Below are 18,607 nucleotides of genomic sequence, written 5' to 3' on the forward strand. Positions count from 1 at the left end.
TGTTATTCCCCCTTCGGGGTCAGCCGGAGCAAGCGACGCTGAAGCCAGGTGACCAGAGCGATCATCGCCATGAAGATGATCGATTGGGCGGCCGCATAGCCGAACTCCGAGTTGGCGAAGGTGCTGTAGATGCGTGTGGAGAGGATGTCCAGGGAGCTCTTGGGCGGATTGCCCGCGATGCCGAGGATCAGGTCGAACGCCTTGAACGATTGCACGGTGGTGTAAGCGACCACGATGGACGTTGCGGGTGCCACGAAGGGCCAGGTAATGGACTTGAACTGCTGCCACTTGTTTGCGCCATCCATCTCCGCGGCCTCGTAGAGTTCCCTCGGTATGGCCTGCAGTCCCGCAATGTAGACCACCATCATCTGCCCGGCGTGGAACCAGACCTGCGTCACAGCTACCCAGTACAAGGCCTGGTTGTTGTCGCCCAGGTATGAGCCTTGGAGTCCTTCCAGGCCCACTGCACCCAGGACCGAGTTCGCCAGGCCGAAGTTGGGATCGTAGATGAACTTCCAGATGAACGCCACGGAGACGGAGGACAGGATGGTAGGAAAGAAGAACAGGGCTCGAAGCACGATGCTGCCGCGGGAGTTCTTTGTCAGGAGCAGCGCCAGCAGAAGCGAGAATACTGTCTGGGCGATGACGACCAGGAGCACGAACTTCAGGTTGTTCGTCAGCGCGTTGGTAAACAACGAGTCCTTGGTGAACGCCCGGACGAAGTTGTCCACGCCCACGTAGTTGAACGCCGCCGAGAAGCCGTTCCAGTCAGTCACCGCGTACTGGAATGCCTGGAGGGTCGGCATCACCAGGAAGAAAGCGATGATGGCCACTGCCGGCAACGGAAACAGGTAGAGCGCAGGATTCACGCGCGTGGGGGACCGGCGCTTCTTCACCGGAGCCCCCGCTCTGCTGTCGGGTGCTTGCCGCTTGGCAGCCATTCCGGTGTGGGTGCTCATAGCCGTTCGTCCACGATCTTCTGTGCAGCTTCGGCCGCTTGCTGCGGGCTGGTGCCGGAGATGACGGCGGTGGCGCTGGCCTCCACGGCATTGCGGACATCCAGGTTCTGGAATTGGAACCGGGCGGCCAGCGCCGTCTTCTTGTCCAGCCACGGGCTCAGGCGCTTCAGGTCCGGGTTGGTGTAGTCAACATCCTTGACGGCAACGTGCTGGGCCGTCTCATTGGCGTAATAGGCCGCGTTTTCGGGTTCGGACAGGAAATCGATCCAGGCTGCGGCTGCCGCCTGGTGCTTGCTGGCCGAGTTGACGCCGAGGATGAAGGTGGCGTTGTAGACGCCCTCGTATTTGCCGTTGCCGCCCTTGGAAGTGTTGGGGAAGACCAGTTCGATGGGGAACGACGCGCCCAGGTTTCGGACGGCGGCGAGGTGGTAGGACCCAGTGGCCAGCATGGCTGCCTTCCCCTGGGAAAAGAGGTTTTGCGCCGGTTCCACAGCAGTACCTGTGGCGTTGGCCTGCAGGAACGGGACCAGGTCCTTGTACTGGTTCAGCATGGTGATGAACCAGTCGTCCGTGCATTTGAGCTTGCCCTGTTCGATCTGGGCACACATGTCGTCCACGGGAGCGTTGTTGGCGATCATGCAGTTGAACAGCTGTCCGCCGTTACCGACGTCACCGCCGGGCCAGGAGATCGGCGTGACGCCGGAGGATGCGAGCTTCTCGCACATGGCAAGGAAGGCATCCCAATCCTTCGGGGCCAGATCGGCGCCGGCCTTATCGAAAAGGTCAGTGTTCGCCATGGGCATCGGGAAAACTACCTGGTACGGCAAACCCAGCTGGTTCTCGCCCGACTGCCCGGCCGACAGCAAGCCCTTTTGGTAGTTGCCGACCGCCTTGCTGTTCTTGAGCTCCGTATAGATGCCGGCCTCTGAGAAGTTGGTGAACTGCGCCCCGCGGAAGGTGGCGAACGCATCACCGATTGCTGCGCCGCGGACCTTCTGCAGGCCCTGTGCGTTGTAGTCGTTGGAGGTCGAGATGTCCTGGACGACTTCCGCGCCGCTGTTCTTGGCAACGAAGCGCTTGATGAGCTCGTCGAACACTGCTTTGTCTTCGCCACGCCAGTGTGCGAATGAGACCTTGCCGGTGATGTCGCCGGTGGCCGGAGCTGAAGGGCCGGTGGCGCCACCCGGAGCTGTGGAACCGCCGGGGCCCGCGCATGCGGCGGCGGTGGCGGTGAGGCCGAGGGCACCGAGAACGGCCATGGCTTGCCTGCGTGAAATCTGACTCACAATATTCTCCTCGTTGAGTGTTTGCTGTGCCTGGTTGGTGTTTGGGGGGACGTCGGTATCAGGCGTTGGTTCGCTGGGCGGTTACCACTTCATCGACGACGGCGCAGAGCCGCTGCAGCCTCTGGACGGCGTCGGTGGACAGGGATTCAATGACATCGGGTGAGCCAATGCACGAGGCCCAGACCGCCCGTCCGGCCAGGAATCCACTGGCGCCTTCAAGGCAGGCCCAGCGGACGGCCTCCGGGAAGACGTCTTCGGGGACGCCCGATGAGAGCACCACCCACGGGCCGTCGATGGCTTTGCTGAGTTCGGCGCAGGCTGCGCGGACTTCGGCTTCGGAGGCCTGGCCCTTGAACGGGACCTCAGCCTTATAAAGGTCTGCGCCCAAGCTGCCCAGTTCCTTGGCTGCGGCCAGGATGCCGGCGTTCCAGTCGAAATCGCCACCTGCCAGCGGTTTGCGGGAGACGGGTTCGATGATGCTGATCAGCCCGGCGGACTTGCAGCTGTCCACGAATTCACGGACCATTTCCACGCGTCCTTCGGCGGGCTCGTCCGGGCGGTAGAGGACCAGCAGTTTCAGCGCTTTCGCGCCCAAGGCAGCGTACTTCCCGGGGTCCACCAGCTTGTCGATGGTTACTTCGCCCACCAGCTCATCGTGTGCGGACTCGAAGTGGTCGGCTGAAGCGATGAGCCCGCAGCCGGGGTCCACCACCTTTGCTTCGATGGCCTGGTCCAGGGCGAACTGGCGGTCAATGAGGACGCCCGAGGCATAAGGGGTGAGGATTCGTGCGGCCGCAAGCTTGAAGTCCCGCAGGTCCTCGTCGGTCACGGGCTGGTCCGTGTGCTCGGCGAACATGTTGCGCATCGCCTCGCGCTGGTCAACGGCGAGCATGGCGAACGCGCCTGAGGGGCGTTGGAGGGCGGAAAGGTCGGTAGTGCTCATGGGCTGCTTCTTTCAGCTAGGGAGTTGAACTTAGGTAAGTACTGGGGTGATGGTTTGGCGGGGAATCATGGAGCGTCCGTCCAGTCCGGCGCAGGATGCGGACGCGGTGCGTCCTGCGAACGCAGCTGCTTCGGGGAGCGGAAGCCCTGCGGCGACAGCCGCGAGGATTGCTCCGTGGTAGACGTCGCCGGCGCCCAGAGTAGAGACGATGTCGGCGGGAGTTGCCGGCACGTGGAACGGCACGCCGCCCTTTTCAAGTCCCCAGGCGCCCTCGGAACCGGCTGTCGCGACGACGGCGGTGGCGCCGTCGTCGACGGCTTTTTGCAGGAGGGCTTCCGGCGAAAGGCCGTCGCCGTATTCGGCCTGCAGCCGCTCGATCGTCGGCACATACAGTGCTACGCCTTGCGGGCTGAAGGAGGGGATGGGGTTCCCGGCGTCGACACTGATGCGCAGGCCCGGCACGTGTGCGACGGCGCTCCAGCCCAAGTGATCGACGTGGACCCAGGAAGCTGTTCCCAGAAGTTCATGGAACCGGCCGCCCTCGGGAAAGCGGACAGGAGGAACAGGCCGCGTGACGATTGCCCGGCTTTCGGTGGCTTTGCTGACCACAATCACGCTGGCGCCCGTCCTGGCATCCGGATTCCGGATGACCGCAGAGGTGTCAACACCCTCGGCTTCCAGGCCACTGATGATGCGGTCGCCCTCTTCGTCGGCGCCAACAACTCCTGCGAAAGCTGCACTGGCTCCGGCGCGGGCCGCGGCGACGGCCGCTGTGGCCGCGGGGCCGCCACCTGCCGTAGCAAAGTCGCTGGCAACGGTCCGGCTGTCGGCTGCGGGGTAGTCCTGCACCAGGGCGATGGAGTCCAATGTGGCACACCCGACGAAAAGCAGGGTCTCGGATGACAGTTGGGGCACGTTCCACCTCGTTGTAGTTGGGCTGGTGTGAAAAAATATACACACGCTATGTGTGAAAAACAACACATTCTGTATAGTGATGTTTGGGATGCAACGCCCGCCCCCAACGACCTCAACGCAGAGAAAACGGAGCAGATCAATGTCATTGCCCTCTGGAGAAGCAGCGCAGACCATCCGCTATGGCCTCATCGGTGCCGGCCACATGGCGCGCGAACACGTTCGAAACCTGGCTTTGATCCCGGGAAGCGTTATCACCGCGGTTGCGGACCCGACGCCGTCGTCCCTGGAAGAAACCGCGCGGGAAATCGGCTACGACGTACAGACCTTCTCCGCCCATAAGGACTTGTTGGCTTCAGGCCTGGTGGATGCGCTAGTGATCGCCAGTCCAAACGACACGCACTTGGAAATCCTGAAGGACATCTTCGCCAGCGGGACAAACCTGCCTGTGCTGGTGGAGAAGCCGGTGTGCACCAGCGCGGAGCAAGCGGACGAGCTTGAAGAACTTGCGGCCACCTACACGGCTCCGGTGTGGGTGGCGATGGAGTACCGCTACATGCCGCCCGTTCAGGAGATCATCCAGGCCGCGCACAACGGCAAGCTTGGCAATATCCACATGCTCTCGATCGTCGAGCACCGCTTCCCGTTCCTGCACAAGGTGGATGCCTGGAACCGCTTCGCAGAGCGCACCGGAGGGACCCTGGTGGAAAAGTGCTGCCACTTCTTCGATCTCATGCGCTTGATCCTGCAGGACGAGCCCACCCGCATCTACGCCAGTGGCGGCCACGACGTCAATCACATGGATGAGGTCTACGACGGCCGGATCTCCGACATGGTGGACAACGCCTACGTCATTGTTGACTTCAAGGGTGGCCGCCGGGCCATGCTTGAACTCTCGATGTTCGCCGAGGGCTCCAAGTTCCAGGAACGCATTTCGATTGTGGGCGACGCTGCCAAGATCGAGACCCTTATTCCGGTCGCAGCCAATCACTGGATCGAAGGCGACGAAACCGAAGCCACCGTCGAATTCAGCCCCCGCTCCCCGCTGGGCCCGGAGAAGCATGAGGTCCCCGTGGATGAAGCGGTGCTGGCCGCGGGCGCGCATCACGGCTCCACCTATTACGAACACCTCGGATACCGCAAGGCCATCCTCGGGGAGGGACCCGTTGATGTCACGGTGGCTGATGGCCTCCAGTCGGTGCGGATGGGCCTGGCTGCAGAGCAGTCCATCATTGAAGGACGCGCCGTAGAGCTCCACGCGCCGAGTGTTGCTGTGCAGAAGTAGCTAGGATTGTGTTGGAATTACAACACTCTGCCGCGCCGACCGTCGGTTTACGGGGCAGGAGAGGAGGAGCCATGAGCGTCACACGGGAAGAGGCCGCGCTGACCCCGCGTCAGCGGACCATTCTGGACGAGCTCGGGCGGCGGGGGTTCCTTTCCACCACCGACCTGGCGGGGACTTTCGACGTGTCGGATATGACCATCCGCCGCGATACGCGCGCACTCTCCAAGATGGGGCTGGTCAAGGTGGTCCACGGCGGCGTGAGTGCCGTTGAAGGGCACGGCCAGAACGCTGACTTCGCCGCCCGCGCCCGGGAGGATGCTGCCGCGAAACGGCGCGTGGCCCGGACATGCGTGGATCTCATCGCCGAACGCGACGCGATCATCCTGGACGCGGGAACAACCACGTACCAGATCGCGCAGGAACTGCCCGCGACCTTCACGGGCACGATCATCACCCATTCGGCTCCCGCAATCCAGAGATGCCTGCAGCTGACGTCTGCCCGGACGATCTGCCTTGGGGGAGAGCTGCTCCTCGACAGCCAGGCCTTCAACGGTGCCATCACCGTCAGTGCCGCCGAGGGCCTGCATGCCAAAACAGCGTTCATTGGGGTCAGCGGGATCCATGACGAGGCTTTCTATATCGAACGGGACGTCGAACGTGCCACAAAGCTCGCCTTGATGGCGTCCGCGGAGCAAGTCGTGGTGGTTGCGACGCACCAGAAAATGCTCCGTTACGCCTTGGCGCGGCTGGCAGCGTTCGACGCCGTCGACATCCTGGTCACGGATGCGCCACCGCCTGCGGAGATCATGACTGCGTTGGAGGCAGCAGGAGTGAGGCTGATAGTAGCCGCGTGACGGCTGCCTATCGGGTTGCTTGCTGACCTGGGGAGCTGCTCTCCGTATGCTCCGAAAACCGGGCCTGGTCCTGGTCCGGACCCGTTCCCGGTATGGGCTGTGCCCATGCGTTGATTTCCCACATCCTTTGAATGTCGGAAAATAAACTTTCTCTGGTGGATTTCCACCATCAAGCGTTAAGATCGAAGCAGGCCCTCGCTCAGTGGCCGCTAACTTATTGAGGAGATGCACATGACGTGGCTGAACAGCGCCGCTCACGCACGTTGGCTTGAAACAGAAACAGACCGGCTCATCAACTTCGCTGCCGGTTCCAAGGTCTCCACCGGTTTCGGTTGGCTGGACAACTACGGCAAGGTTCAGGCCGACAAGCCGACCCACCTCTGGATCACGGCACGCATGGTGCACAGTTTTGCCATCGCCGCGCTGATGGGGCGCCCGGGAGCCGGTTCGTTGGCGGACCACGGCATTGCCGCGCTCAACGGGGCCTTCCATGATGAGGAGTTTGGCGGCTGGTACGCCGAGGTGGATGAGAACGGTCCCGTAGATGACACCAAATCCGGCTACCAGCACTCGTTCGTCCTCCTGGCCGCCGCCAGCGCTGTTGCAGCCGGCCGCCCGGGAGCGCAGGAGCTCCTCGAAGAAGCCCTGCGGATTGCCGACTCGAAATTCTGGGATCACGAATCCAACATGTGCTTCGACTCCTGGAACCGCGACTTCACGGAAACCGAGGCCTACCGGGGCGGAAACGCCAGCATGCATTCCGTTGAGGCCTACCTCATCGTCGCTGACGTGACCGGCGAAAACCGCTGGATCGAACGCGCCCTGCACATCGCCGAGGTGTTGATCCACCAGTTCGCACGCAACAACAACTACCGCGTCTTTGAACACTTCGACCCGGAATGGAATCCGATTCCGGACTACAACACCGACGATCGGGCCAGCCAGTTCCGCGCCTACGGCGGAACCCCGGGCCACTGGGTCGAGTGGGCCCGTTTGCTCCTCCACCTTCGTGCCGGCCTGGAGGCACGCGGCCTCAGCGTTCCGGACTGGCTTCTGGACGATGCCAAAGGCCTGTTCGACGCAGCCATCCGCGACGCTTGGCAGCCCGATGGCAACCCCGGGTTCGTGTACTCCGTGGACTGGGAAGGCAAGCCGGTTGTTACCTCCCGCATTCGCTGGGTCCCCGTAGAAGCCATTGGGGGCGCGGCAGCACTTTACATGGCCACCGGAGACCGGACTTACGCGGACTGGTACGAGCGGATCTGGGACCACGCCCGGGACTGGTTCATCGACTATGAGCACGGTTCCTGGAAGCAGGAATTGGACGAGCACGGCAACGTCGCCTCCACGGTCTGGTCCGGCAAGGCAGACGTATACCACTTGTGGCACTGCCTGGTGGTCCCGCGTCTTCCGCTGGCACCCGGTTTGGCGCCGGCGCTGGCGGCAGGGCTGCTGGACTCGGGCCTCCGTTTCGGCAAAGCGGATAGCTGACCCGATTCCGGGAATCCAACGGGACCCGGCAAAGGCTGCTGCGTCAACCCCCGGCACCAGACATCACAGTGGGGAAGGCGGACCGGGGGATCATTTTGACTTTCCCCTGCCAAGGGACCGTCCTGCGCAGCTGGGCCGGGATGCCAGGCATCGCCTGGCATCCCGGCGACCCGGCCGCTGTCATCTATTCGGCGTCGTGGTCGGTCTCGAGGATCCTCGCCAAGCTGTCCAAGGCAGCGTCCGCGCCTTCGCCCTCGGCACGGAGGACCACTACATCGCCTTGGGCCGCCCCAAGGCTCATGAGGGACAGGATACTGCCGGCATCGGCCTGATCATCGGGAGTGCTGAGGCGGGCTATGGTGACATCGATGCCGAGTTCGGCGACGGCGTCCACAAAGATGGCGGCAGGCCGCGCGTGCAGGCCGACGCTGCCGGCAATGGTGGCGGTACGTTCGGGCATGGTTTTCCTTCTTTCGCTGGTCTTGGTTGATGCTTCGCGGGTTTAGAGCCCGAGTTCCGCCAGGACGGGGAGCCTGTTGCGGGCAGCCTTGCGGGCTGCGGCCGCGGACGGCGCCGCCAGGGCTTCCATGGCTATGCGTTGGGCTTGGACGAGGGTCACCGTCGGGAAGCGCGCGTGCGCTCATGGACAGTGACGCGGCACCGAGGCCAACCAGCACGACGGCGAGGGCGGGGTCCGCCGCTGCCTCGCCGCAGACTCCTACCGGTTTGGGTGCTCCCGTCATGGCGCTTGCCTGCGCCGCGCCGTCTGCAGCCAACTGGATGAGTTGCAGGACCGCCGGCTGCCATGGGTCGTTGAGTGTCGCGAGCGGACCGAGCTGCCGGTCAGCTGCCATCGCGTACTGGGTGAGGTCGTTGGTACCCAGCGAAGCGAAGATGACTTCCCGCAATATGGCGGACGCTGTCAGGGCCGCCGACGGCACCTCGACCATGACTCCGGGCGTCCTGAGTCCGGCAGAAGCGCACAGTGAGGCAAAACGGCGCGCCTCCTCCGCCGTCGAAATCATGGGGGCCATGACCTGTACGTCGGAACTGTGGGCTTCTGCTGCGGCGGCGATGGCCCTGAGCTGACGCTCAAGCACGCCCGGAGTGGTGGCGTCGGTGCGGTAGCCGCGGACGCCCAAGGCCGGATTGGGTTCTTCGAGGTTACTGAGGAACGGCAAGGGCTTGTCCGCCCCTGCATCCAATGTTCGAACCACTACCTTCTTGCGGGGAAGGCCGCGAACACGGCACCATACGCAGTGACCTGTTCGTCGAACGACGGCTCGGTGTCCCGGTCCAGGAAGCAGAACTCCGTCCTCAGGAGTCCCACGCCTTCGGCGCCCGCCCGGGCTGCCGCCCCGGCATCGGCTCCGTGACCCACGTTGGCGAGCAGCGGGACCGGCAGGCCATCGGCCAGGGTGTTGTTGCCGCCGAACGCAGGCAGGGAGTTTGCCTTGGTGGTCCATTGTTCGGCCGCTTGCAGCAGCTCGCCGTCCGGGTTGGTGCACACTGTACCCTCAGCACCGTCGACGTAGACGACCGTGCCTTCGGGGATGGACTCCACGCCCGGGGCGGCAACAACCGCCGGCAAGCCAAGTGCCCGGGCCAGGATGGCTGTGTGCGATTGCGGGCCTCCGCCGGAGGTGATGAGCGCCAGTATTTTGGCCGGATCCAACGTGGCGGTGTCTGCCGGTGCGAGGTCATGCGCGACGAGGATGAAGGGGACCTCGCATGTGGGAATGCCGGGCGCCGCCAGGCCTTGGAGCCCGGCTACGATTCGTGCCCGCACGTCCAGGACGTCCGCTGCGCGTTCGGCCATGTAACCGCCCAGGGCTCGTAGGGTTTCCGCCACCTCTGCGCCCGCTTCCCATACCGCCCGTTCGGCGCTGCGGGCACCGCCCGGGTTCGCGGGGGAGAGCCTGGCCACCGCCGACTTCAGGAGCAGGGGGTCCGTGGCCATCCGTGCTGTGGACAGAAGGACTTCCTTGGCGTCGCCGTCGGTGGTGTCCGCACGAAGCCGAAGCTGGCCCTGTACGGATGCGGCGGCAGCCCTGATCCGCTCTCCTTCCGACTCCACCGTGGTTCCGGGAGGCATGCCGGCGTGCTCCGTCGGTTCGGCCACAGGCGAGGGCATGTGCTTGACCACGGCAACGACGCGTCCGGGTGCCACGCCAACACCCTTGATGGTCCGGGTCAGCGGCAACATCCGTTGATGGTGGTTGATGTCGGGCGTTGCGGTGGTGGTGGGTGCGGTGTCCAGTGGCTTCAGCATGAACGTGCCTTGTCGAGGGCGGATCGGGTGGAGGCCAGGAGGTCATTCCAGCTGGCGGCGAATTTTTCCAGGCCATCGCGCTCGAGGTGCGTTACGACGTCGTGGTAGGAAACGCCCGCCGCCTCGAGGTCTTCGAAGACAGTGCGCGGTTCGTGATACCTGCCGGTGAGTGTGTCCCCGGTGATGACGCCGTGGTCGAAGGTTGCCTCGAGGGTCTTCTCCGGCATGGTGTTCACGACGCCTGCGGCCACAAGTTCGGTGACGTAGAGCGTGTCGGGATACGCCGGGTCCTTGACGCCGGTGGAGGCCCAGAGGGGTCGCTGCCTTCGGGCGCCTGCGTCGGCCAAGGCCTTCCAACGTTCGGTGGAGAACAATTCCACGTAGGCCTGGTAGGCAAGACGCGCGTTGGCCACACCGGCACGTCCTTTGAGGGACAGCGCCTGCGGCGAGCCGATGGACTCGAGCCGTTTGTCGATTTCGGTGTCCACCCGGGAGACAAAGAATGATGCAACGGAGTGGATCGTGGAGAGGTCGTGGCCGTTGTCCCGGGCTTGTTCCAATCCGGTTTGAAACGCGTTGACCACTGCGTGGTAGCACTCGAGGGAGAAGATCAGAGTCACGTTGACGCTGATTCCCTCCGCCAGCACAGTCTTGACGGCCTCAAGGCCGGCGAGGGTTGCCGGGATCTTGATCAGGACGTTGTTCCTGTTGATCTTCTTGTACAGCTCCGTCGCTTCGGCGATTGTGCCTTCGGTGTCCCACGCCAAGCGGGGGTCGACTTCGATGGATACCCGACCGTCCACGCCATCAGTGGCGGCGGCGATCGGAGCCAGGAGGTCGCACGCCTCCACGACGTCCGACGTCGTGAGCTCCATAACAGTCTCTTCGGCGCTGGCGCCGGCTGCTGCGTGCGCCGCTATTGCGTCGTCGTAGCCGGTGCCGGAGGTGATGGCGGCCTGGAAGATCGAAGGGTTGGTGGTGACGCCGACGACGTTCCTGCGGTCCATGAGCTTCTGCAGATTGCCCGACCGTAGTTGCCTGCGGGAGAGATCATCGAGCCAGATGGAAACGCCGGCGTCTGCCAGTTGCTGAGTGGGTGTTGTGGTCATGGGGGTCCTAGCAAAGATTGAACGGTTATTGGGTTTGGCCTGGTGTCCGGGCATCATGCCTTCTGGTTGTCCTTGGCCCCGTCAAGCTCGGCCAGCCACGAATCGCGTGCAGTCCCGGGAGTCCACCCGGTGTTCACCACCTTCTTCTGGAAGATGATGGCTGCGGTCACCAGGACGGCGGCGATCACGATGGTCAGGACCGCTCCGAGTGCGGTACCACCCTTGAGGCTCACGCCGATGAGTGTTCCGAACCACCCGAAGTCAGCGTCGCCGAACGTGCTGTTGGACAACCCGAACTGGCCCAGCACCAAGAGGAGGACGGCGGGAAGGAGCGTGATGATGATGCCGTTGACCAGACCACCCACCACGGCTCCCTTGCGGCCGCCTACGGCGTTGCCGTAGACGCCGGCTCCGCCGCCGGTGAAGAAGTGCGGAACCATGCCCGGCAGGATCAGGGCCAGGCCGAACATGGGGTTCAGCCAGGCTGCCAGGATGCCGAGCGCGAGGAGGCCCCCAGTGAAGGATGAGAGGAATCCGATCAGGACGGCGTTGGCGCCGTACGGGAAGACAATGGGGATGTCCAGGGCGGCCTTGGCGCCGGGAACCACCTTGTCCGCAATGCCTTGGAAAGCCGGAACGAGTTCGCCGAGGACCGTACGGACTCCGTAGAGGATGACCGCGACGCCGACTCCGAACTGCAGGGCCTGGGCGAAGGCCGCCATGACGAACGCGCCGGCGTCGGCGGACCCAAAGATGGGAAGGGCAGTTTCCAGGGGAAGGGCGATCAGGCCCCACACCGTGAAGACCATGTAGATCAACACCATGGACAGCGAGGTGGCCACCATGGAATCGCGGAGGAACTTCAGGCTTTGGGGGAACTCGATTTCTTCAGTGGATTTGCTGCGGCGGCCTACTGCTGCTCCGGCAATTCCGGCAGCGAGGTAACCCAAGGATCCGAAATGGCCAATGGCAATCGCGTCGTTGCCGGTGATCTTCTTGGTCCACGGGTGGATGAACGCCGGCATGACGACCATGATGACGCCCAGAAGGATGGCGCCGATGAGGACCACCAGCCATCCGCTGTCCTGCCCGAAACCGACAGAGAGGACCACCGTGATCATGGTTGCCATGAACACCATGTGGTGTCCGGTCAGGAAGACGTACTTGAGCGGGGTGAACCTTGCCAGGACCAGCATGAAGATGAAGCCGAGCGTCAGGACGTAGGCGCTTTGCGCCCCGAACTGTTCCTGGGCCATGGCGGTGATGACCTCGTTGGTGGGGATAACGCCCTGGGCGCCCGTGACGGCCAGGATCAATTCGCCCAGCGGCTTGAGCGATCCGACGACGACGGTTGCGCCGGCGCCGAGGATCAGGAAGCCGACGGCGGCTTTGAGGCCTCCGCCGATGACCTGCCCCGCATTGCGCCTCAGCGCGATCAGGCCCAGGGCGGTGATGATGCCGATGAGGTAGGCGGGCACGTTCAGGACCTGCTGCCCGATGAAGTTGAGGATGACGACGAGCCATTCCATGGTGTTGCTCCTTTCCTGGTGTGGGCAGCCGGCTACTGGACCGCGTCGGAGATCTTGGCGGTGATCTCGCCGAGGTCGAAGAAGTTGTTGATGATGATGACCTTGGCCGGGACATCGCCCAGCTCGCCGGCGAGCTCATCGGATGTGAGCACGATGTTTGCCGATTGGGCGGCGCCGCGGGCCACTCCAATATCGGCGGCCTCGACGTCGGCCTCGATTCCCAACTGGTTGAGGACCTTCTCTGCGTTCATCTTCAGCAGTACCGATGTGCCGATACCCATGCCGCAAACTGCAACGATTTTCATGTGTGGTGCCTTTCGGGTGGTTGTTGGTGGTGGGGTGAAGGCCTAGGCCGTGGCCTGGCTGAGGATTGCACGGACGTCTTCAGGGGTCTGTGCCTCACTAAGCCGCGCCCTGATGGCGTCGTTTCCGAGGACTCCGGCCATGGCCTTGAGCGCCTCGATGTGGGCGGTGTGGTCCAGGGCCGCGAGCCCGATGACCAAAGTGACCGGATCATTCCGGGGGTTGCCGAACTCAACCGGCGATTCGAGGCTGACCCAGCTCATGCCGCCGTGGAGGACGGCGTCCGAGGGCCGGGCATGGGCCAGGGCGATGCCGGGGGCAATGACGATGTAGGGTCCGTGTTCTTCAACGGCTGTGATCATTTGCTCCGTGTACTCGGCGGTGGCGGCGCCCCCGTTCACCAGTCCGTCCCCGGCAAGTCGGATGGCGGCACGCCAGTCCCGGGCCGGGGCGTTGGTCGAAATGGAGCAGAGGGATTCGGCAAGGCTAAGAGACATGAAACTGTTCTTTCAGATATTTTGGGCGCGGGGCATCACGGTGATGGCCTGCTGGTGAAAATGGACGTGCGGAAGTACTCCGCAGTGTCCCGGCGGGTGCCGGGAGCTCTAGGTGTAATTCCCACTGAGGTTGTGAACGCGGCTGATGGGGGTTTTGCCTCCGATGCCGGTATGGGTTCGGTGATGATTGTAATGGTGGAGCCATGCCGGGTAGGTGGCGGCGCGCTCGGTTTCTGAGGTGTAGGGCCGGGCGTAGGCCCATTCGGTGGCGAGGGTGCGGTTGAAGCGTTCCACCTTGCCGTTGGTTTGGGGTCGGTAGGGGCGGGTGCGCCGGTGTTTGAGGTGCGGTCCCAGGGCTGCTGCGAAGGTCCGGGAGCGGTAGCAGGACCCGTTGTCCGTGAGCACCGCTTTGACGGTGATGCCGTGGGCGGCGAAGAATGCGGCGGCTCGCAGCCAGAAGGCGGCGGCCGTTTCCTTCTTTTCGTCGTTGAGGATTTCGGAGTACGCGAGCCGGGTGTGGTCATCGACGGCATGATGCAGGTAGGCATAACCGGTCCCGGCACGGCGGTTCCGCTGCCCCTTGGCGCGTCCGAGGGCGCGGTGTCCGCCGCCGTCGGGGATGCGCCCAAGCTTCTTGATGTCCACGTGGATCAGGTCTCCGGGGTTCTCGTGCTCGTAGCGCTGCGGTGCAGGTGTGCGAACGGGCAGACCGGTGCCCTGATCCAGGCAGGCCAGCCGGGGCATCCGGTACCGGGTCAGGACCTTGCCGACGGTGGAGCGGGCCAAGCCCAGGTGGGCCGCTATCCGGTGCGGTCCCCACCGCCGATTGAACCTCAACCCCACAATGCGGCGTTCGGTGCGTACGGGGGTGCGTTTCGGGCTCCGCCGCGGGCGGGAGGACGCGTCAGCCATGCCGTCCTCACCACGGACCCTGTAGCGGTCCACCCACTTCTTGGCCGTCGCTGGTGAGCATTGAAAACGTTCCGCGGCCCGGCGCAACGTCCAGCCCTCCTCAACGACCAAACGGGCCAGCTTCGCCCTGGCCTTAGGTGTCAGATCGGCGTTGGCATGGGTAACGTAGGACAACGAGAGCCTCCTGGCGTCGAGATGAGTGTGGTAACCCAAATCGATACCGGAGGCTTTCGCCTTTTACATCACGCCACGCTGTTCACAACCTCCATGGGAACTACATCTAGGAGGAGGTGGTGAGGGGGCTAGTTACGGGAGCCGCCGGAGTCACGGACGATCAGCCGGGGCGCCAGGCGCACTTCCCTCGGTTTGAGTTCGGGTTGTTCCAGCCGCTGGATCAGCATTTCGGCGGCCAGGGTTCCGAGTTCTTCCACGGGTTGTGCCATGACGGTCAACCGGGGGTCGAAAAGGTCGGCCCATTCAAAGTCGTCGAAGGCTGCCAGCCCAATATCGGCCGGAACACGGAGGCCCAGTTCCCTGAGGCCCCGCATGGCCCCGATGGTCATTTGGTTGTTGGCGGTAATCAAGGCGGTTGGCGGCGAAGGCAGTGCCAAGAGCTCTTTGATGGCCTGGGCTGCCGGGCCGGCTTCCGAGTGTCCATCGCGGATGAGGTCCTCATCCGGCTGGATCCCGGATCGTTCCAGTCCCAGGAGGTATCCTTCGGTGCGTTCTATGGATGTCCGCAACCCGCTGCGTCCGGAGATCAGTGCGATGCGGCGGTGTCCTCGCCCGGCAAGGTGCTGCACCAGCTGGGACATCGCTTCGGTGTTCTCCACCCCCACGGCATCGATGGGCTGCGTGGGATCCAGCTGTTCCGGTACACGGTCCAGCAGGACAGTGGCGATGCCCCTGCGGGAGATTTGCCGCAAAGCCTCGTGCGGGTCGGCGGAGGGAGCAAGGATGATCCCTGCCGGCCGTTGGGCCAGGAGGTCCCGGACAGCCCGCAATTCGCGCTCGGGATCGTCGTGGGTGTCGGCCAGCACCAGGCTGTAGCCAAGATCCGACAGGTGCTTCTCAATGGAGTGGACGACCTCCCCGAAGTACGGGTTGGACATCGCGGAGATGGCCAACCCGATGGAGTTGGTCTTGCCCGTGCGGAGGGACTTGGCGATCCCGTCGTTGACGTAGCCTGTGGCTTCGATGGCCGCCTTGACAGCCTTCTCCGTCTCCGGGGCGATGCGTCGGGTCTTGTTGACCACATGGGAAACCGTGCTTTGTGAAACGCCCGCCACACGGGCTACTTCGCTCATGGTCACCATGTGCTCTCCTTCCGCCGCCTCCATTGTTCCATCCGGCCTGTAGTTCGCCATCACGACGCTCTGTCCCACCGTCACGCGAAACGAATGATCAGGTCGGCGGACTCCATGGTGGTCCTGATGAAGTCCGCATTTGATTCATCCGAACCATGGACCCATTCAAGGGCCTTGGACCTGGCTTTGCCGAAGTGGACGTGGCGGTCGATGAGCCGCGCAACCCGAACCTCGTGGGGGATCTCCAGGTACCAGACTTCATCCAGCAACGCCCGCGCATCCTGCCACTGCGGAACCGGAGCGAGGAGGTAGTTGCCTTCGGTGATAACCACCGGGACGCTCCTTGGCACAGCGATCGAGGCGGCGATCGGCTCTTCCAGTCCCCGCCGGTAGGCGGGGGCGTAGACGACCTCTTCGTTCCGGGAACGAAGCCGCTGCAGCAGGGAATGGAACCCACCGATATCGAACGTATCAATGGCGCCCTTTCGTTCAAGCTTCGGCGAATCCTTGATGACCTCGTGGCCTAGGTGGAACCCGTCCATGGGAACCACCACGGCCGTATCACTGCCCAGTTTTGCGGCCAGTTGTTCGGCGAGGGTGGACTTGCCTGCCCCGGGTGCGCCGCACACGCCCAGAATGAACCTGCGGCCGGGGACCAAGCTGCCGAGTATGCGCTGCGACAGCAGTCCAACATCGGCCTCCAGGGTCTCCGGAAACGGCCGCTGCTTACTCAGCTCCATGGAAAGTACTCCTCGATGGATAGTGCCGGGCCGGCCGGCAGGACCAACCGGCCCGGGGGATTAGAACGCGAATTCGCTGACGTTTGCCGGCGTGACGGTCTTGGCTGGTCCGAGGATCACCACGTTCTGTTCTCCCACCGTGTAGGAGCCCAGGGTTCCGGCGTCGAAGGTCTCGCCCGCCTTGCCCGTGACGCTGCAGCCGGCAACGGCCTTGGCTGCGTAGAAGGACAGGTAGCCGAGGTCGGAGACGTTCCACCAGATGTCCTGGACGTTGCCTGTTTCGATGTGCTTCCTGATCAGGGAGGCGGGCGCGAGGCCCGTGAGCTTCACTTTGCCCAGCGCGCCAATCTCGTCCAAGGCAGTAGCGGCAGCGGGCAGGGAGATTCCGGCGGGGACAATGATGCCCTTGAGGTTCGGGTGGGTGGTCACCAGTTCCTTGGCGCGGTTGGCGCTGACGTCCGCTTTCTCCTCGCCATAGACGACGTCCACGAGTTTCATGCCGCTGAACTTCGACTCGGACTCAAGCCGCTTCTTGATATCGGCGATCCAGGCATTCTGGTTGACGGCTGTCTGGGTGGAGGACAGGATGGCAAATTCACCCTGGCCGCCCAGCAGATCGCTCATGCTGTCCAGCATCCCTGTGCCCAGTTCTTCGGTCTTGGCCTGGTTCACGAACAATGACCGGGCTTCCGGCGCCACATCCGAGTCAAAGGTGATGACCTTGATGCCCTGGGCCTGCGCCTTTTTCAATTCGGCCGCTGCGCCATTGAGGTCGCTGCCCGAGATGGCTATGACATCCACCTTCTGCGAGATCAGCTGCTGCACGAACGGAATCTGGGCTGCACCGGTCGCTTCGCTGGGTGAGGTGTAGACGACCTTGTTGCTGCCACCCAGTTCCGCCGCCGCTCTTTGGGCGCCGTCCCGGACTGTGGTCATGTAGGGATCGTCACCGAGCTTGGGAATGTACCCCACGGTGATGTTGTCCTTGGGGGTGCACTCGCCGGCATTGGCGGCGCCGCCTCCGGCGGGTGTACAGGCGGTCAGGGCAAGGCTTGCCAAACCGATGGCAGCTACTCCGGACAGGGCAGCCCTGGTGGTTGTACGCATTGAAGTCCTCCTGGGGATTGTTGGGGCTTGCAGGTGTGTCATTTGCTGGATGGAACGGATGGGGAAACTGGTTGCCCGCTGCCTGGACCGAGCTTTTGGGCCCTGGTTCTGCGGGCTGCCAGCGCTGAGGAGACGGTATTGGTGATGTTGGCCATGAGCAACGAGAGGATCAGGACGAGGCCGACCACTGCTGCTTGGCCGTAGGCGCCGAAGTTTTGTAGCTGGAGCATGCTCCGGATGGCGATGACCACTACCAGGGCCCAGAAAACGCCGGTCATGCGGCCTTTTCCGCCCAGGAAGCTGATCCCACCGAGGAAGACGACCGTTACGACGTCCAGTTCGTAGCCCAGCGCGCCGTCGGGAGACGCTGATGAGGTGATTCCCACGTGGATGACGCCGGCGAGGGCGGCGACCAATCCCGAGGTGACGAACAGCTCGAAGATGATCTTCCGGTTCTTGACTCCTGAATAGGAAGCGGTGGCCGGGTTGCCGCCGATGGCAAAGACGCGGCGGCCGAACGGGGTCTTGTGAAGCACGACGAGGAAGACCGGGGCCAGCAACAGGAACGGTACGATTGCCGCCGGGATGTAGGTGCCGAGGATAGAATCGTTGCCCAGGGAGATGATTTCCGGGGGCATGTTGCTGATGGGAGTGCCGCCCACCAGGACGTAGCACAGACCGCGGAACAGGGCCAGGGTACCCAGCGTGACTACCAGCGAGGGGAGGCCGAGGACGGCCACAAGGAAACCGTTGAGGACCCCGCAGGCCAGGCCCACCGCCAAAGCGGCCACTGCGGCCACGGGCGTGCTTCCTCCGGACTGGATCACCATGCCGAACGTGATTCCGGTCAGTCCGGCGATGCTTGCCACGGAGATGTCGATCTCCCGGGCAATGATCAGGAACACCAGGGGCAGGACCATGAGTGCCTTGGCTGCCATGCGGGCCACCGACGATCCAAGGTTGTAACCGTCAGCGAAGCCGGGCGTAGTGAGGACCGCCGTGAGGATCAAGAGGATGGCGAAAGCCCCGAGGAGCCCTTCCCAGGTCAGCAGCCGCGCTTGCAGGCGGTGCAGGGGAGCAGCGGTTGATGCGATGGACATG

17 protein-coding genes and 1 pseudogene are annotated in these 18,607 nt (G+C 63.7%); 3 read left to right on the forward strand and 15 right to left on the reverse strand.

What is annotated here, in order from left to right; genetic code table 11:
- Positions 1 to 2 precede the first annotated feature (2 nt).
- From AUR_RS19355 to AUR_RS19370, 4 genes are read right to left on the reverse strand one after another with little or no spacing between them, the layout of a single operon-like run.
- Positions 3 to 959, reverse strand: coding sequence for a carbohydrate ABC transporter permease (locus AUR_RS19355; protein WP_021472106.1), 957 nt, complete (start codon positions 957 to 959; stop codon positions 3 to 5).
- Positions 956 to 2,245 (reverse strand): ABC transporter substrate-binding protein, encoded by a 1,290-nt coding sequence (locus AUR_RS19360; protein WP_062096646.1) that lies wholly within the window; start codon positions 2,243 to 2,245, stop codon positions 956 to 958. The genes AUR_RS19355 and AUR_RS19360 overlap by 4 nt, the downstream gene beginning before the upstream one ends.
- A 58-nt stretch (positions 2,246 to 2,303) precedes the next feature.
- Positions 2,304 to 3,188: an aldolase gene (locus AUR_RS19365; RefSeq protein WP_021472108.1), complete on the reverse strand. Its 885-nt coding sequence runs from the start codon at positions 3,186 to 3,188 to the stop codon at positions 2,304 to 2,306.
- A gap of 30 nt (positions 3,189 to 3,218) precedes the next feature.
- The gene (locus AUR_RS19370) at positions 3,219 to 4,103 is read right to left on the reverse strand and encodes a PfkB family carbohydrate kinase (protein ID WP_062096648.1); all 885 of its coding nucleotides are present in this window, start codon (positions 4,101 to 4,103) and stop codon (positions 3,219 to 3,221) included.
- 139 nt (positions 4,104 to 4,242) lie between these two features.
- Here AUR_RS19370 and AUR_RS19375 point away from each other — a divergent pair, with 139 nt between their 5' ends.
- The 3 genes from AUR_RS19375 (at position 4,243) to AUR_RS19385 (ending at position 7,730) form a co-directional block, all read left to right on the forward strand.
- Entirely contained in the window at positions 4,243 to 5,385 is a 1,143-nt protein-coding gene (locus AUR_RS19375) for a Gfo/Idh/MocA family protein (RefSeq protein ID WP_062096650.1), read from the forward strand.
- A gap of 71 nt (positions 5,386 to 5,456) precedes the next feature.
- Positions 5,457 to 6,239: a DeoR/GlpR family DNA-binding transcription regulator gene (locus AUR_RS19380; protein ID WP_062096653.1), complete on the forward strand. Its 783-nt coding sequence runs from the start codon at positions 5,457 to 5,459 to the stop codon at positions 6,237 to 6,239.
- 231 nt (positions 6,240 to 6,470) lie between these two features.
- Positions 6,471 to 7,730, forward strand: a complete 1,260-nt coding sequence (locus AUR_RS19385; RefSeq protein ID WP_062096655.1) for an AGE family epimerase/isomerase — start codon at positions 6,471 to 6,473, stop codon at positions 7,728 to 7,730.
- A 184-nt stretch (positions 7,731 to 7,914) separates the two neighbouring features.
- Here the strand turns inward: AUR_RS19385 and AUR_RS19390 are convergent, their stop codons facing one another.
- The 11 genes and pseudogenes from AUR_RS19390 to AUR_RS19440 form a co-directional block, all read right to left on the reverse strand.
- On the reverse strand, positions 7,915 to 8,190 hold the full coding sequence (locus AUR_RS19390; protein WP_062096657.1) for an HPr family phosphocarrier protein: 276 nt from the start codon (positions 8,188 to 8,190) through the stop codon (positions 7,915 to 7,917).
- A gap of 42 nt (positions 8,191 to 8,232) precedes the next feature.
- A pseudogene (locus AUR_RS19395) lies at positions 8,233 to 9,936 on the reverse strand (putative PEP-binding protein).
- 59 nt (positions 9,937 to 9,995) lie between these two features.
- On the reverse strand, positions 9,996 to 11,111 hold the full coding sequence (tal, locus tag AUR_RS19400; RefSeq protein WP_062096659.1) for a transaldolase: 1,116 nt from the start codon (positions 11,109 to 11,111) through the stop codon (positions 9,996 to 9,998).
- 53 nt (positions 11,112 to 11,164) lie between these two features.
- Entirely contained in the window at positions 11,165 to 12,640 is a 1,476-nt protein-coding gene (locus AUR_RS19405; RefSeq protein ID WP_128397291.1) for a PTS ascorbate transporter subunit IIC, read from the reverse strand.
- 32 nt (positions 12,641 to 12,672) lie between these two features.
- Positions 12,673 to 12,945, reverse strand: coding sequence for a PTS sugar transporter subunit IIB (locus tag AUR_RS20660; protein ID WP_062096663.1), 273 nt, complete (start codon positions 12,943 to 12,945; stop codon positions 12,673 to 12,675).
- 42 nt (positions 12,946 to 12,987) lie between these two features.
- Entirely contained in the window at positions 12,988 to 13,440 is a 453-nt protein-coding gene (locus AUR_RS20665) for a PTS sugar transporter subunit IIA (protein ID WP_062096665.1), read from the reverse strand.
- A 108-nt stretch (positions 13,441 to 13,548) separates the two neighbouring features.
- A complete protein-coding gene (locus AUR_RS19420; RefSeq protein WP_062096667.1) occupies positions 13,549 to 14,526 on the reverse strand; it encodes an IS481 family transposase in 978 nt (325 codons plus the stop codon).
- Between the two features lie 128 nt (positions 14,527 to 14,654).
- Entirely contained in the window at positions 14,655 to 15,668 is a 1,014-nt protein-coding gene (locus AUR_RS19425; protein ID WP_062099159.1) for a LacI family DNA-binding transcriptional regulator, read from the reverse strand.
- Positions 15,669 to 15,739: 71 nt separating this feature from the next.
- Entirely contained in the window at positions 15,740 to 16,399 is a 660-nt protein-coding gene (locus tag AUR_RS19430; RefSeq protein ID WP_062096669.1) for a nucleoside/nucleotide kinase family protein, read from the reverse strand.
- A 60-nt stretch (positions 16,400 to 16,459) separates the two neighbouring features.
- Positions 16,460 to 17,506 (reverse strand): rhamnose ABC transporter substrate-binding protein, encoded by a 1,047-nt coding sequence (locus AUR_RS19435; protein WP_082694392.1) that lies wholly within the window; start codon positions 17,504 to 17,506, stop codon positions 16,460 to 16,462.
- Between the two features lie 38 nt (positions 17,507 to 17,544).
- Complete coding sequence (locus AUR_RS19440; protein ID WP_062096671.1) at positions 17,545 to 18,606, reverse strand: ABC transporter permease; 1,062 nt, start codon at positions 18,604 to 18,606, stop codon at positions 17,545 to 17,547.
- Position 18,607: the final 1 nt, after the last annotated feature.

It is taken from the genome of Paenarthrobacter ureafaciens (assembly GCF_004028095.1).
Lineage (GTDB): Bacteria > Actinomycetota > Actinomycetes > Actinomycetales > Micrococcaceae > Arthrobacter > Arthrobacter ureafaciens.

What these genes read in the sequence shown, in the direction of transcription:
- AUR_RS19355 (WP_021472106.1), bottom strand. Translation starts at nt 959, where the DNA reads ATGAGCACCCACACCGGAATGGCTGCCAAGCGGCAAGCACCCGACAGC.
- AUR_RS19365 (WP_021472108.1), bottom strand. Translation starts at nt 3,188, where the DNA reads ATGAGCACTACCGACCTTTCCGCCCTCCAACGCCCCTCAGGCGCGTTC.
- AUR_RS19375 (WP_062096650.1), top strand. Translation starts at nt 4,243, where the DNA reads ATGTCATTGCCCTCTGGAGAAGCAGCGCAGACCATCCGCTATGGCCTC.
- AUR_RS19380 (WP_062096653.1), top strand. Translation starts at nt 5,457, where the DNA reads ATGAGCGTCACACGGGAAGAGGCCGCGCTGACCCCGCGTCAGCGGACC.
- AUR_RS19385 (WP_062096655.1), top strand. Translation starts at nt 6,471, where the DNA reads ATGACGTGGCTGAACAGCGCCGCTCACGCACGTTGGCTTGAAACAGAA.
- AUR_RS19390 (WP_062096657.1), bottom strand. Translation starts at nt 8,190, where the DNA reads ATGCCCGAACGTACCGCCACCATTGCCGGCAGCGTCGGCCTGCACGCG.
- tal (WP_062096659.1), bottom strand. Translation starts at nt 11,111, where the DNA reads ATGACCACAACACCCACTCAGCAACTGGCAGACGCCGGCGTTTCCATC.
- AUR_RS19405 (WP_128397291.1), bottom strand. Translation starts at nt 12,640, where the DNA reads ATGGAATGGCTCGTCGTCATCCTCAACTTCATCGGGCAGCAGGTCCTG.
- AUR_RS20660 (WP_062096663.1), bottom strand. Translation starts at nt 12,945, where the DNA reads ATGAAAATCGTTGCAGTTTGCGGCATGGGTATCGGCACATCGGTACTG.
- AUR_RS20665 (WP_062096665.1), bottom strand. Translation starts at nt 13,440, where the DNA reads ATGTCTCTTAGCCTTGCCGAATCCCTCTGCTCCATTTCGACCAACGCC.
- AUR_RS19425 (WP_062099159.1), bottom strand. Translation starts at nt 15,668, where the DNA reads ATGGTGACCATGAGCGAAGTAGCCCGTGTGGCGGGCGTTTCACAAAGC.
- AUR_RS19430 (WP_062096669.1), bottom strand. Translation starts at nt 16,399, where the DNA reads ATGGAGCTGAGTAAGCAGCGGCCGTTTCCGGAGACCCTGGAGGCCGAT.
- AUR_RS19435 (WP_082694392.1), bottom strand. Translation starts at nt 17,506, where the DNA reads ATGCGTACAACCACCAGGGCTGCCCTGTCCGGAGTAGCTGCCATCGGT.
- AUR_RS19440 (WP_062096671.1), bottom strand. Translation starts at nt 18,606, where the DNA reads ATGTCCATCGCATCAACCGCTGCTCCCCTGCACCGCCTGCAAGCGCGG.